10 protein-coding genes and 1 pseudogene are annotated in these 14,586 nt (G+C 41.0%); 9 read left to right on the top strand and 2 right to left on the bottom strand.

What is annotated here, in order from left to right; genetic code table 11:
* Window positions 1-649: 649 nt before the first annotated feature.
* The 4 genes from BR02_RS14625 to BR02_RS0100935 all read left to right on the top strand — a co-directional run bounded on the left by BR02_RS14625 (window position 650) and on the right by BR02_RS0100935 (window position 7,721).
* Window positions 650-1,573, top strand: coding sequence for a GGDEF domain-containing protein (locus BR02_RS14625; RefSeq protein WP_169738547.1), 924 nt, complete (start codon window positions 650-652; stop codon window positions 1,571-1,573).
* 383 nt (window positions 1,574-1,956) lie between these two features.
* Window positions 1,957-3,600, top strand: a complete 1,644-nt coding sequence (gene abc-f / locus BR02_RS0100925) for a ribosomal protection-like ABC-F family protein (RefSeq protein WP_034638604.1) — start codon at window positions 1,957-1,959, stop codon at window positions 3,598-3,600.
* 802 nt (window positions 3,601-4,402) lie between these two features.
* Complete coding sequence (locus BR02_RS14630) at window positions 4,403-6,133, top strand: MFS transporter (RefSeq protein ID WP_238442375.1); 1,731 nt, start codon at window positions 4,403-4,405, stop codon at window positions 6,131-6,133.
* A gap of 406 nt (window positions 6,134-6,539) precedes the next feature.
* Entirely contained in the window at window positions 6,540-7,721 is a 1,182-nt protein-coding gene (locus tag BR02_RS0100935; protein ID WP_238442376.1) for an MFS transporter, read from the top strand.
* 137 nt (window positions 7,722-7,858) lie between these two features.
* Here the strand turns inward: BR02_RS0100935 and BR02_RS0100940 are convergent, their stop codons facing one another.
* On the bottom strand, window positions 7,859-8,725 hold the full coding sequence (locus BR02_RS0100940; RefSeq protein ID WP_031513320.1) for an AraC family transcriptional regulator: 867 nt from the start codon (window positions 8,723-8,725) through the stop codon (window positions 7,859-7,861).
* A 173-nt stretch (window positions 8,726-8,898) separates the two neighbouring features.
* Here BR02_RS0100940 and BR02_RS15820 point away from each other — a divergent pair.
* From BR02_RS15820 to BR02_RS0100955, 4 genes and pseudogenes are all read left to right on the top strand, one after another.
* A pseudogene (locus tag BR02_RS15820) lies at window positions 8,899-9,882 on the top strand (NADH:flavin oxidoreductase); the annotation flags it as partial.
* A gap of 60 nt (window positions 9,883-9,942) precedes the next feature.
* Entirely contained in the window at window positions 9,943-10,815 is an 873-nt protein-coding gene (locus tag BR02_RS15825; RefSeq protein ID WP_238442377.1) for an FAD-dependent oxidoreductase, read from the top strand.
* Window positions 10,816-11,021: 206 nt separating this feature from the next.
* The gene (locus tag BR02_RS0100950; protein WP_051688050.1) at window positions 11,022-11,585 is read left to right on the top strand and encodes an RNA polymerase sigma factor; all 564 of its coding nucleotides are present in this window, start codon (window positions 11,022-11,024) and stop codon (window positions 11,583-11,585) included.
* A complete protein-coding gene (locus BR02_RS0100955) occupies window positions 11,582-13,129 on the top strand; it encodes a LolA family protein (RefSeq protein WP_051688051.1) in 1,548 nt (515 codons plus the stop codon). The genes BR02_RS0100950 and BR02_RS0100955 overlap by 4 nt, the downstream gene beginning before the upstream one ends.
* An 88-nt stretch (window positions 13,130-13,217) precedes the next feature.
* On the opposite strand, the gene BR02_RS0100960 is transcribed toward BR02_RS0100955, so the two are convergent.
* Window positions 13,218-14,123: a DUF2935 domain-containing protein gene (locus tag BR02_RS0100960; RefSeq protein WP_031513326.1), complete on the bottom strand. Its 906-nt coding sequence runs from the start codon at window positions 14,121-14,123 to the stop codon at window positions 13,218-13,220.
* Window positions 14,124-14,202: 79 nt separating this feature from the next.
* Between BR02_RS0100960 and BR02_RS16075 the strand changes: the two genes are divergently transcribed.
* Window positions 14,203-14,568 carry a YbaN family protein gene (locus BR02_RS16075; RefSeq protein WP_051688065.1) on the top strand — a complete coding sequence of 122 codons (366 nt, stop codon included), beginning with the start codon at window positions 14,203-14,205 and terminating at the stop codon, window positions 14,566-14,568.
* Window positions 14,569-14,586 lie beyond the last annotated feature (18 nt).

The following is a 14,586-nucleotide window of genomic DNA, read 5'->3' on the forward strand; positions in this document are numbered from 1 at the left end:
ATTCTTATTATTCAAGGTATCTTTGAAATAACCGGGAAGGAAATCAGCAGTGCAGGATATTATACAATTTTTGCTCTTTTGGGTTTAATAGGTGGCGGGATTAATAATAAAAACTAGAAGATGGCCGGTAAACAAGGGTGGTACTCCGCTTGGATTTTCAAGCGGTATATTTTTTATTAAAGGTTAATGTACCTATGGGGACCTCCATTAGCAGTTGTTTATTTATCCCCCATTGAATACCGCAAAGGTAATAGATTTTTAGTTAGCCAGGAAAGACATGGCAAGGGGTTTATGATAATATAGTATTTAGAGAACTAAAGAAAGTGGCAGCATAGCAAAAAACAAAATGGTATATTATAAACCATTGCATATTAGAGTGGTGGTGAAATAAATAGATAAGATTCAAAAAAAATACTGGTCATTTGCATACTTAAAGGGGAAAATTATAAAAACCTTCCGTGATAATAGTAGCATTTTAGGTGAGTGTGCACCCATTAATATCCGGAGGATTTATTATTTATCAATTATTGCCATCCCATTGCGTATTATTGATATTTCTCTCTTTACTTTCTCGAAATCCTATGACACACCGGTTTTGAAGACCTGGAGTCAGGGAATTATTGCATCCCATCTTATATTGCTATTTTTTATGATTGCTTTCTTCTTAGCAGCCCATAAACTAAAAAACAGAACAGAACCAAATACCGCCATGTCTGTATTACAATACATTGTTGTGCTTGTTATTATGGCGTCAGGCATTGCCGTAGTCACTGTTGATCAATTGGTAACCACCAATATCACGCCTTTTTTGTTAATTTGCATTATAGTCGGCTCTGTTTTTTTAATTAGACCATTGATTTCTTTTATGATTTTTATAACTTCGTATGCGGCCTATTATTATTTAATAGCCTTAACCATAACCAACCAGCAGATACTGCTTTCCAACAGGGTTAATGGAATTACTGCCATAGGAATCGGTTTCTTGCTTAGCCTTATTATGTGGCATTATAATTTCACCAATATTACCCAAAAGCGGTGCATTGAGAGTCAACAAAAACAATTAGAGAAAATGGCATATTATGATCCCCTTACTGATTTGCCTAACAGGCGTTATCTAGAGAAATTGCTGGAACGAGAGTTTTCTTCAATGCAGCGTTGCGGTCATGAAACGGTTTTAATAATATTAGATATTGATAACTTTAAAAACATTAATGATACCTACGGTCATCCGGTAGGTGACAATATACTTAGGCAACTGGCCAATCTTTTAATAAACAATGTTAGAGAATCAGATACCGTATCTAGGTTTGGCGGAGAAGAATTTATTATCCTTATGCCCAAAACTTCCGTGGAGGAAGGGTATGCCTTTGCTGAAAGGCTAAGAAAGTTAATTATGGAAAAAAGATTTACCGTAGGGGCCATTACATTACAAGTTACTGCCAGCTTCGGTGTATCTTCAATGGCTGATATAAATAATCAAAATTTAGAGGATTACTACTTCCATGCAGATAAAGCGCTCTATTTGGCTAAACAAGGGGGTAAAAATAGAGTTGAAGTGGCCTGTGGGGGGTAGGATGGCAGACTGAGCATAATAAGTCTGGGATAGAAGTGCCCTACAAAAAGTTGACACTAAAGGGAATGAATAATATACTGAAATGGGTATTATCAAATTAAATTTTAAGAAAGGGTAAGGTACCATAAGCGATGCGCAACTAATCCACTTATTCTCAATTTAAAATGTGATGGATATAAGCCTTGATTGTCGCTACAACAAGAAAGGTTTTATTGGTGCACATTTTTTTAATATGGGTGGATAGTATTTTCTTTTAATTCATTGCTTTTAGATACGTTAGCCTTGCAAATTAAGTCTTTCCTGGGCAGCCTCTTCTTTTGGGTATGTTCCCGGGTAAGGATTTAATGAATACTATCCTCTCCATTTTTCAAGGAGGGGTTTTTTTGTTATTAATTGAGTGCAGCAAGATTAAGAAGTCCTTTGGCCATAGGTTAATCCTGGATATAGATGACTTAAAGATTTATTCAGAGGATCGAGTCGGCATAGTAGGGGTTAATGGAGCAGGGAAAACTACCTTGCTTAATATATTAAGTAAAAGGATGGAGCCTGATGAGGGTTGGGTTAGGCTATACGGAAAGGCGGGGTTTATCTCCCAGCTGGATGAGCCCGATAGAAAGTATATAAGTGAGGAAGCCGCCGCTAAATTTGGGATTAGACCCCTTTGGAATGGGAAGATGAGTGGGGGTGAGAAAACCCGCTTTAAACTTGCACAGGCTTTGGAAGAGCCAAATATGATGATTTTTGCCGATGAACCTACCGTCAATGTGGATATGGAAGGCATTGAACTTGTTGAGGGGAAATTTGCAGACTATCAAGGGGCCCTAATAATCATTTCCCACGACCGGAGCCTTTTAGATAAGTTATGTACCCAGATTATCGAGATAGAAAATAGTAAAATAAAAATTTATAAGGGTAATTATAGTGATTATCGGGCTCAGAAGATGAGGGAAAGGGAGCGGGCTCAATTTGAATATGAGGAGTATATTAAAGAGAAAAAGCGGTTGAAAACAGTAATGATCAAGATCAAACAAAAGGCCAAGGGCATGAGGAAAACCCCCAAAAGGATGGGTAACTCCGAGGCCAGGCTCCATAGGCTGGGTCCCCAAAGGGCAATGGCTGGCTTGGAGAGGGCAGTTGAAAATGTTAAAAAGAGAATTGAACACTTAGAGGTTAAAGAAAAACCCAAAATTCCACCGGCTATTAAAATGGATCTTTTAGATTCCGGGAAACTCCATAGCAAAATAATCGTTGAAGGAGAAAATCTCAATAAAGCATTTGGTGAAAAGGTGATATTTAAACAGGCAGCCTTTAAGATATATAATAGCTCCAAAGTTGCTTTAATAGGCCCTAACGGTAGCGGCAAGAGCACCTTAATTAAAATGATTATCGACGGTGACGGGGCCATAAAAACTGCCCAGGGAGTAAAAATAGGTTACTTCAGCCAGGAGTTGGAAATTCTTCGAGAAGACCAAAGTATTATTGAAAGTGTAATGGAAAGCAGTATCTACCCTGAAAATTTCGCCCGGCTTATTCTGGCCAGACTGCTTTTTAGAGAGGATACTGTCTATAAAAAGATTAGTGTTCTAAGCGGTGGCGAAAGGGTAAAGGTTTCTTTTGCTAAAATACTTTTGGCGGATAACAATATGCTAATATTAGATGAACCCACCAATTATTTAGATATTAATTCTCTGGAAGTGGTAGAGGAAGCCCTCAGGGAATACGACCGAACTCTTTTATTTGTTTCCCATGATCGAAGGTTTGTAGAAAACGTGGCCGATCAGATCATGAGCATCGAGAATTATCAAATTAGAATGTTTTCCGGACCCCTCAGCGAGTATTTGGCAAAGAAAAACAAAAGCTCAGACAGTGGGGCTGAAGAAATTGAAAAACAAATAATTCTTCTGAAGAATCGTCTATCAGAGGTGATCGGAAGATTGTCAATGCCATCTAAAGAAGATGATATCTCAGCCCTGGACCGGGAATACTATCAAATTTTAAGGGAACTGAAAAATCTGGAGAAAAAATAAGCCAAGTTTAAAATCCCCGTTAAAACCAACGGGGATTTTCTTGATCTTACAAGGAAGGGATAAATCAGTGTTTTTTATGCCCTGGCAAAATGATAGCCATATTTAAAATCATTCCCGAAAGGAAAAATTATCTTTCTAAGGTGATAGTCGTGGGGTGTTGTCACTTAGTTGGCAAGACCTTTTTCGTTATTTATTATGCAATGTCATATAGAAAACTGACTTATTCAGGTAAATAGTATATGATAATTATTCACCTAACCGTAGACCTGAAAGATGGCAAATTACCAGGGGACTAATTTAAAGCACCCACATCTTTATATAACATCCCATAAGCTATTCGCCGCATAAAAAGTGAAAAAAAACATTTAGACAAGCAAATAAGTACCTATTAAAAATGCCCTGGAGCATTTATTTTAAGGGTTTAAAGCAAAAAGGCCTGAAGAAAATGGCTAAATTGAGTGTCTATTGCAGTAGTATGTAACGTGTGATACAGACTTTAGAGGAAATACGACATATAATTACAGTCAACTTGTTCATGTAATATACATCACAAGCAAGATTGGAGGTAATTGGATCTACATAAAAGATATTTGTGGAAATCAGGAAGCATTTTTCTGGGCTTTATCCTTGGGTTATTTACCAACCCCTTCCTTTATCTTATTTCATTTTTTATTTTTCCGCCGGCTTGTCTCTTCTATAAATGTAAAGGCAGGCAATCGGTTTCAGTTTGAACAGAACTTAATTGGGTGTGATAGAGATAAAGAAAATCTACTACGGGTATGTGGTTGCGGCAGCGTCTTTTATGTTCTGGTTTGCGGCCTGGGGAACCTTTACCACCTTTAGTATCTTCTTAAAACCGCTAATTGAAGATTTTGGCTGGCTGAGGGCAGATATTACGCTGGCCTATTCAGTTTCATGTATTGTGCAGGCCATCTGTGCACTGGGCATGGGGAGGTTAACAGATAAGTTTGGGCCGCGGCTAGTGGTGGGTGTATTTGGTTCTTTAATCGCCTTGTCCTATCTATTGCTTTCAAAGGTGGCTTTTCTTTGGCAATACCAGCTTGTTTATGCGGTTATATGTGGCATTGGGCTTAGCACTGTCACTGTTCCCATTATGACTACCATCGCAAGATGGTTTGATAAAAAACGAGGGACTGTTTCCGGGGTAGTCCAAGCCGGAATGGGGATAGGTGGTTTAGTATTTGCACCCTTTACCGGTTGGATGATCCTGGAGTTTGGCTGGCGAACTTCTTATCAAGTTCTTGGTTTTATAACCTTACCTCTTATTTTGCTCTCAGCGCTACTATTAAAAGGCAGCCCAGAGGATAGGCCGAATTTACCGAATAAAACAACAGCGGGAGGGGTTCCTAAAAAGCGCAATATCAAGGGGTTTACCATAGGTAAGGCAATTAAAACAAGGCAATTTTGGATGATTGCTCTTATGTCGCTGGTAACTATGGTTTTAAGTTCTATATTGCCTAACATTCCTGTTACTATTTTAATGATGGGTTTTGTTTTAACATTGCTTAATCAATTGGGGGCACCATTTAGAAGCGATTTAACGGCCCTTTTATTACTGTGTATAGCTTTCCCTGCGGTGATAGGCGGTATTGTAACCCCAATTGGTGCCACAACACCTAATTTTTTAATAATTAGTATTACTCAAGACGTTCTTGGAGTTACCATACCCTTTAGTAGCTGGGTCATTGCATGTTTACCTATAGCCGCCATACAAGTCGTAGCTATGTTGCTAATTTTTAAGTTCTGTTACAGCACTGATCTTCCTGGTTTAAAAAGCATAAGGGAAATAAAAGGATCTATTGTTGAGGAATATAGTGCTTTGGGCCAAATGTCAAAAAGAGAATCCTTTTCACTTTATGTCTTATGTTTAGCCATTTTTCTGTTTATGGTTCCAGGTCTTGTTACGATTAGTTTAGGGCAAGAACATTCTTTGGCGAAACTATTTAACACCTACCTAAGCATGGAAAAAGTAGCACTTTTTGCAGCCATAGTGCTATTAATTATCCCCATTGACTGGAAAAACCGAGAATATGTTTTATCTTGGAAAGAAGCCGGCGAATCACTGGACCTGGGTTTGTTTCTATTTATTGCAGTAACAATGACTTTGCCCGCCGCATTTATGGAAACAGGGCTGTTGGATTATGTAACTATTGTGTTGCAAGATCTTGTGGGTGAAATGTTTCCGATTTTAGTGGTGTTTATATTGGCTTGCTTAGTAAGTCTTTTAAGTCAATTGGGCTTACAAATGCCACTGATAGCCTTGTTTATACCCATAACGGCCAGTTTAATAGATGCTATTGGGGGAAACCCTTTGGCAGCAGTGCTGGCGGTGGGTATGGCAGCGGTGGGAACTACTTATGCCGTGCCTGTCAGTACACCCGTTCACGTGATACCATTTTCCACGGGTAGAATTTCAATGGGTCAATTTGCAAAGAGTGGTGTGGCTTTTAGCATAGTATCTACTTTACTTTTAGTTTTTGTGCTTTATCCGCTGGCTTGTTTAATTTTATAAAAGCAATGGGTTTCAGATCAAGCAGAACTTATTTGGTGTGACGCCGACAGAAAAAATCTACTAGGCTATATGGTTGCGGCGGCATCCTTTATGGACAGGCCAGGGCTGGATATTCCTCTCCGGTATTTACCATAGCTCAATGGGATTCAATGAGAATTGAGGAGTCCAAAGCTTTTTTTATAACAATTGATCGGCGATTATAAGCTCACGGGATGGCTGATTTACATGGATACGCCTCCCCCAATAATTCTTATTCAATGGGGTATGCCTAGTTTCTAGCTATAGTAATAAAGTTAATGGTCTTCTATGGTAGCTGCAGCCCCAGCACTGGCAATTGGTGTGGACTGTGTTTGGAGTATTCACTCAATTAAGTATATTTATAATGCTAAAGGAGGCGATAAATTTGGTGAATCACCGGGTACAAGATTCATATAAATGGGTGGTCCTAAGTATTTCTTTTCTTATGATGATGTGCTTTGCTTTATCCTTACAAGTGTTGCCGCCACTTTTTGAGCAAATAATGAAAGAAGTGTCTTTCTCGAACTCCCAGGCAGGAATCTTAATGGGGGCTTACGCTATTCCCGGGATTTTTCTCCCTTTCTTAGTTGCCTATCTGGCTATTCGTTTCGATATAAAAAAATTGATTATTGTGGCTTTACTTATTATGATTGGCGGATTAACAGCCTTTTCTTTTGTGGGATCTTTTCCACTTTTTATTTTATTTAGACTAATGGCAGGGGTGGGAGCGACTGTGTTAGTGGTACTCGCTCCTCTCTTAATTACTATGTTTTTTGATCGAAACAGAATGGGAATTGGCATGGGGATCTTTAATATGGCCGTGCCGTTGGGTACTGTCTTAGCAGCCAATTTTTCCGGTCTTTTGGGACAAGTATTTGGCTGGAGGGTTATGTTACAGGGTGTTGCAGGTTTTTTAGGGCTGGTGCTGCTATTTGTGATAATAGCCCTTTCGCTGCCTAAAAGTAACGACTCTAATGGGTCAAGTGGAGATTCAAGGCCGAAGTTCAAAGGCAGTATGAGTTTATGGTTTCTGGTTGCCATTTGGACACTTGCCAATGCTCAGCTTTTAGCTTATGTCACTTTCGGCCCTCAGTTTTATCAGTCTATCGGTTTAGGGGAGCGTGCAGGATTTTTAACCAGCTTGATTATGCTTGCATCAATCTTTTTAGCACCGATCATGGGGTTGCTTTTTGATAAAACGGGTCGTAAAAAACCTTTTTTCCTAATGGGGAATCTTATCATCTTAATTTCTTTTGCCTTCTTAGCTGCGAATTTCTTTGGTCTCCCCTTATGGGCTGTTGCTTTGGGGGTCGGCTTTGCTCCGATACCTGTCTTCGTTTTTACCCTTCTTCCTGAGACAGTTAAACCCCACGAGATAGGTATGGGGATGGGGATGCTAACAGTTGCCTCGAACTTAGGTACAACGGTAGGCCCCCCTGTTTTAGGCTCAATGCTAGATCAAACAGGTGGTAATTTCTTGATTTCATTTATTGCTTTGGCAGGGGTATCGGCAGCAATCATCGCCCTTACCTTTGGGTTAAAAACCGGGGGCTTAGGGAGGAAAAATTAAATTATGTTTGTCTGGGCAAACAAGCGCCACATGATAGCAGGCCTTCAAATTCCCTCAGTGAGTAAAAAAAATAACCTGAATTTAAAATCCCCGTTAACACCAACGGGGATTTTCTTGAAACTACAAAGAAGGACAAATCAGTGTTTTTTTCGAACAGGGATCCAAACTTCACTATAGGCGTAACCCTTTTTATGTTCATTCATTTTAGTAAAAGAAAAAGTGGGGACCTTGATCACTTCGTAATTTGAGGAGGGGAGCCATTCTGAATATATTCTTGCCATTGTTGTTTGTAAAGTATCAGGAAATGGCCCTTCATTGGGAAATATTGCCCAAGTACAGGCTGGCACCGGCACTTTTTCTAATAAATCACTTACTTGTTCTTCAGTGGTTAATACACCGATCAAGTGAGTTAAGTAGCCTTCTTCTTTTAAAAAATTAGCGTCTGCATCATAAGAAGCATTTACAATTTCATAGGGCTCCATATTTTGAAGAGAATGCATTTCTGCCCTTTGTTGGTCCGTTATGCTTTGGGCAAGCTTTACAATCTCCATATTAACCCCTTCAAACTGCATAGGAACACGCCTGCTTACGCCGACTAAATTAAATGCGGGCTTGTCTTCAATTCTAAACTCCATGGTACTTCCTCCTTTGATTGTTATTACAAATGAAAGCTTGGGAAACACTTTACTTATGCCTTTTTTACTTACATCTGAAGGCAAAAAACCACTCCACCTTTTAAATGCCCTGGTAAAACCGTCCAATGACTGGTAACCATATTTAAAAGCAACGTCCGTTACTTTTTCTCCATTTAATAAATCCTTATTTGCTTCCGACAATCTTCTGTTTTTTATATATTCACTAAGGGTCATTCCTGAAAGATAAAAAAATATCTTTCTAAGGTGATAGTCTGACACCCCGGCATATTCAGAAATTCTTTCAAGGGATAGATGGTCTGTTAAATGCTCTTCAATATAGTCAATGACACCGTTTAATTCTTTTAACATGGCCCCCTCCTTTTCATATCTACATGATACCAAAGCTTTATTAATGATACTCGACTTTATTAATAAAATAATATCGAATCACCTTTACTGAATCAATTTTAATCATAGGGCACATAAATAATAGCAAGAGGTACAAACTATAACACAGAATTTTACAAATGGGAGATGTAGCTATGTTTGAAAATTTTCTTTCGCCTGGCAAAATAGGCAATTTAACGCTGAAGAATCGTTCGGTTTTCCCGCCAATGGGCTCCGGATATGTGGACAACGAATACCCTAAGCAGCAATTAATCGATTATCATGTGCGGAGGGTGCTCGGTGGCTGTGCCATGAATATTGTAGAAATTGCCACCGTTCACTATACAACGAAATCCCCCACCGTTTTGGGGATATATGATGACAAGTTTATTCCGGGCCTTGCGGAATTGGCAAAAGCAATTAAAGACGCCGGCGGTATTGCCTGCATTCAGCTGTGGCATGGGGGCAGACAGACCTCAGGGAAACCTTTCGGGGGCCAGCCCGTTGCTCCCTCTGTGGTTACCAATGCATTTATTGGGGAAGAACCCAGGGCTCTGACACTTGAAGAAGTGCAGGAGATAATCTCAAGCTAAGGCGACGCTGCAGTGAGGGCCAAAAAGGCCGGCTTTGATGCGGTTGAAATCCATGGGGCCCACGGCTACCTTATTGATCAATTTCTCAACCCTTATACAAACAAAAGAACTGACCAATATGGGGGCAGTCTTGAGAACAGGGCCCGCTTTGGTTGCGAAGTGATTGAGGATGTCCGGTCAAAGGTTGGCAGCGATTTCCCAATTATTTTACGAATGAGCGCCATTGAGCATGTAAAAGACGGTATTGAGTTAGAAGATGCCATTGAGGCGGCTAAACTTTATGTTCAAGCCGGGCTTGATGCCCTGGATGTTTCACAGGGATGTTATGATGCCTTGGCCTATACCGTCCCGCCCTATTATTACCCTGAAAAGGTTAATGTTTACAACGCCTACCAAATAAAAAAACATACCGGTGTTCCCGTTATTGTAGCCGGAAGAATTAACAATCCGGAACAGGCAGAAGAAGTACTGCGGGAAGGTATGGCCGATTTTATAGGGTTAGGGAGGCCACAGCTGGCGGACCCTGATTTTGTGAAAAAAACCATGGAAGGTAAGACCGACGATATTGTTCGCTGCATTGCCTGCAATCAGGGTTGTGTTGGAAGAATGTTCAAAGGTTTAGGCAATAGCTGTATCTTTAATCCTGCCACCGGCCATGAAAGGGAAGTGGTGATCAAACCTGCCCAACAAAAGAAAAAGATACTGGTTATCGGGGGAGGACCGGCAGGATTAGAAGCAGCCAGGGTAGCACAAATTCGAGGGCATGAAGTTATTCTTCTGGAAAAGGATGTTGCCCTGGGTGGGCAATTCCTTGAAGCCGGCCGTGCACCCCATAAGGATATTTTCTCTAAGGCAGCCATCCATATGGGCTACCGGGCATTTAAGGCAGGTGTGGATATCAGGGTTTATACTCCTGCAAATGAAGAAAGAATAAGGGAGATCAATCCTGATGTAATCATAGTAGCCACCGGGGCTGAACCGATAATACCGGATATCCCGGGTATTGACCGCCCCAATGTGTTTGAGGCAAGGAAGGTTATAGTATCAGACCAATACATCAGTGCCCATAAGGTGGCTGTTATAGGTGGCGGGCTAATTGGATTGGAAGCAATGGAAATTCTCAGCCAGCAAGGTAAAGAGGTTGTAGTTATTGAAATGACGGACCAGGTTGGTAAAGACCTGGAGATGTATATAAAGCCTTATGTTTTTGGTATTATTGAAGAAAAGTCCGTGGCCGTTCATACCAATACTAAATGTGTTGAAATTAAGGATGATTCTATCATTGTTGAGAAAGAAGGAAGGCGGCAAGAAATACCTTGTGGGGCGGTAGTTATAGCCGTTGGCTCCAAGAGCAACACATCCATTGTGGATACGGTGAAGAGGCTTGGCTATGACTATTACCTTGTAGGCGATGCCAAAGAACCGGCAAAAATCTTGCCGGCCATATGGGGGGCAAACGAAATCGCCAGAACTATTTAGGTAATCTGCAGGGCACCTTACGGATTTTGACGTAGGGTGCCTTTGTAGTGGCCACAACAAAATATACCCAGAAAAAACTATCGATTTTTTGTCGATAGTTTTTCTTGTGGAATAAGCATGGAAAAAATTTTATGTAACATATAGGATATCAATATCGTTTATATTTATGAATACAAACAACCGGCCGAAAAGAAGGTGTAAAACTTGTGATAGCTGCTGATGTATATAAAAAGGCTGCGGAGGGTGACCCCAAAGCCATAGAAAAAATATGTGTGGCCACTTGGGAACCCCTTTACCGCTTTATTTACTATAAAGTACAAAACCGAGAGGATGCAGAGGATGTTACCCAGGAAACATATGTTAAAACACTAAGTTACATGCAGAAAAACAAGGCTCCCCAAGAAAATTTTTTGGGCTTTATGAAAACTGTTTCTCTAAATATAATCCGGGATCGGTGGCGTAAAGAGAAACGGGGAGGGGTGTTAGTGAATTTCCAACAAATAAATCCGGCAGAAACAGCCGCCGGTGATCAGCAAAATGCCATAGCACAGCGCTTACTGTTGGAAGGTGCAATGGCCAAGCTGAGTCAGGAACAGCAAACCATTCTTGAACTGCGAATTATAAAGGGCTATTCGGTGGCTGAAACTGCAAAGCTGCTGGGGAAAACGGAAGGGGCAGTCCGCACAGCACAGCATCGAGCCTTGCAGGCCTTATCCCGGTTGCTGGATGATAAAGAGCTGCAAGACCAAAAAGGGGAGGGATCATGTTGAGTAAAAACAGTGCGGAAGAAAAGCTTTCTAATTATATAGATGCCTTAAATAATGAACAACATTCAGAAACAGCGGATACCGCCAATGACCCGGAGCTGGAAAAGCTGCTGGCAACGGCTCGGCTGGTCCGTTCTTTGAGAGAGCCTGTCATGCCTGAGGATGGGTATCCACAGAAATTAGCCCGGACCGTGGCCGGTGAGGTCCAAAAAGCAAGACAAAACGGACAAGCGGCTAAATCCAAACCAAAGTCTGTTAAAGGAATTTTACCGGCTATGGCAGCCTTGGCTGCCGGTTTGCTGATATTTGTATTAGTAAACTGGTTGGGTCCATTTAATCAGGATGTGGTTTATGCCATGGAGAAGGCAGTTACCCAATTGTCAAATTATCATGGTATCCTGGAAATGCGTACAAAGAATGCCGTGGGGGAGGAATGGTTGGTACGTCAGGTGGAGCTTTGGGCCGAAGATGATAAATATGCCATCAGGCAAGATGATGGTACTCTGATTATTAATAACGGCCGGCAAAAGTGGCAGATCAGTCATAATGATAGGGAAGTAGCCTTGCTGCCGCTGCTGCCAGATCACACCCGGAACAATTTTGACCTGCGTGATGAGGCCAAACGGGCAAAACAATACCCTCACACTATTGTTGGCTCTGAGTTGATTGCCGGTCGGCAAGCAACAAAACTTGCAATTTCCCCGCCGGGAGGAATGGAGTATTATCTATGGGTCGATATCGAGACCAATTTACCCATTCAACTGCAAACAGCCATGCAAAATGCACTGCAGACCACATATACCTTTGTAAGTTTTAAACCCAATACTGAAATTGATCCTCAAATATTTACCTATCAGGTACCCCAGGGATACCGGGTGGTAGAAAACGAGCCGGGACAATTGGTAGCCACCGTTGAAGAGGCAGCCGCCATCAGCGGAGTAACACCTTTGTTGCCGGAGAAGGCACCGATCCGCATCCTAGCCTTTCAAGATAGAATTATCTTTGATTATGGCGATACCACCATTACAGAAACAATGCCTAAGGGAGATTTTGAACCGGCAGCCAATGCCTCCTTAGGTGTTGCCGCCGGCGGCCCCCTTGAGGTATGGTGGGATAGACTGCGGTGGAGGCAAAATGGCCTTGAAATTCAAGTGGAAGGGGTTCAACGGCTGGAGCTGGCCGGTCAGATTGCACCTGATCTCACCGTTCCCAATTCCAATCAAGACCTGGTAAGTAAGGCCCAGGTTAAAGTTTCGGTAGATAAAGAGCTTGTTGAAGCTGACCAAAAACAGGTGGATAGGGGAAGCAGCCCTTGGCAGCTTGATCCTTTGCAGGTATCTCTTACTTTTGTAAATTTAAAGGTAACACCGGAAGGAATTCAAGGGGAGCCAGAAATACCCATGTCGTCCTATAAAGTGGTGGCAAACAATTCTGCTGAAGCGGTTGTGGAAGTGGGGCATGGGCCAATCGAGCGGGTCTATCTAAAGCGACTGGTTCGGCAGGATGAGACAGGTATCTGGTCGGTGGTAGGATACGATCCCCGTTAAGTTTCCTTGGGACAAAAGGCGGGAAAGAAAGGCAAGCAGGGTATTGTCTCTTAACAATGGTTAGCAGACAGTACCCTGTTTTTATTTCTTACCTGCATCCTTTCATCATACGCAGCAATCGTAGGTAATGATTGGCCTCACGAAGCACATGATCTGCAAGGAGTAGGGGAATAATGGATTTAATTTCACATTCCAATAAACCTTCCGTGGCCGCCTCTTTAAAGTCTCTAATTTCTTCTGTGGTGACCAAGCTTCTATGAATTATTTGCTTTTCGGCTTCCTTAATGCAGTCTTCCACTAACTTTTCAAATTGTTCCGCAAAGCCTTCGGCAGTTCCCTTGAGAACTTCTTCGCTTGGATCTAACATCCCGTCTATAAACTGGCCATGTTCCCCCATAATATTATTCCAGAAATCGAGTTCTTCACAGACTGCTTTTTTCGGCAACTTTCTGTTCTGCAGGCATTTTAGCATTTCTAAGTAGTATATTGCTTCCCATGTAACATGTTCTAATATTTCAGGATATAAGGTGACAAATATTTTACACCCCAATGCCAGGTCCAATATTTTTCTTTGAAAAGCAATAACTTCTTTCAGCAGATTAATAGATCTGGCATTTATTGCATATACTATGCTCTCAAGCTGTTCTCCATCAACGCATTTTGGATTGCTGGCCAGTTCAAGCTCAGCTTTGGTGATCATTGTATTAAGGCCTGCTCCGGTTAACCTTGAGGTTACTTTTTCGGCCCTTAGGGTATAGGGGGTTACAAATTCATTTGACCTAATGGCACTCTCCGATATAAGGCCGTCGGCATAGACCACCGTTTCATGTAAGAGCTGTTCAAAACTCTTTTTTAAACTATTGGCTTCATTTATTAAACTGGCTTCAACCGGTTGTAAGTTGGTTTCAATAAAAAACAAGTGCTCTTTCATTATTCTTTGAAAAAAAAGATTGGTTTCTAAAGAAATCTGAATAAATTTTTCCCTTGTTAACAAGAAAATTCCTCCTTATCTAATAATATCTAAATTATATTATTAGATAAGGAGGAAAGTGTGCCAAAGACAGGTGACGGGAATGAAAAAGATCCTACTGACTCTTATAGGTACTCTTAGCTTAATATTGGGGATCATTGGTATCATTCTGCCCATACTTCCTACAACCCCATTTTTATTGCTGTCCCTTTATTGCTATGTGCGAAGCAGTGAAAAAATATATTATTTTATTCTTAACAATAAATATCTTGCTCCCTATGTGAAAGATTATATTTCCGGCAAGGGCATACCGCTCAAGGCCAAGAAGAAAGCAATCTTTTTGATTTGGTTAACCATAGGATTTTCTATTGTATTTGTAGTAAGCAATCTTTTTGCCAGAATAATCCTTTTAATAATTGCTGTCCTTGTATCTATATATATTTGGACGAGATCCACCCGAGAAAACTAGACTTGTGAAGACCTGAGA

The sequence above is a fragment of the Desulfofalx alkaliphila DSM 12257 genome (assembly GCF_000711975.1).
In the GTDB taxonomy this organism is placed as follows: Bacteria; Bacillota; Desulfotomaculia; order Desulfotomaculales; family Desulfohalotomaculaceae; genus Desulfofalx; species Desulfofalx alkaliphila.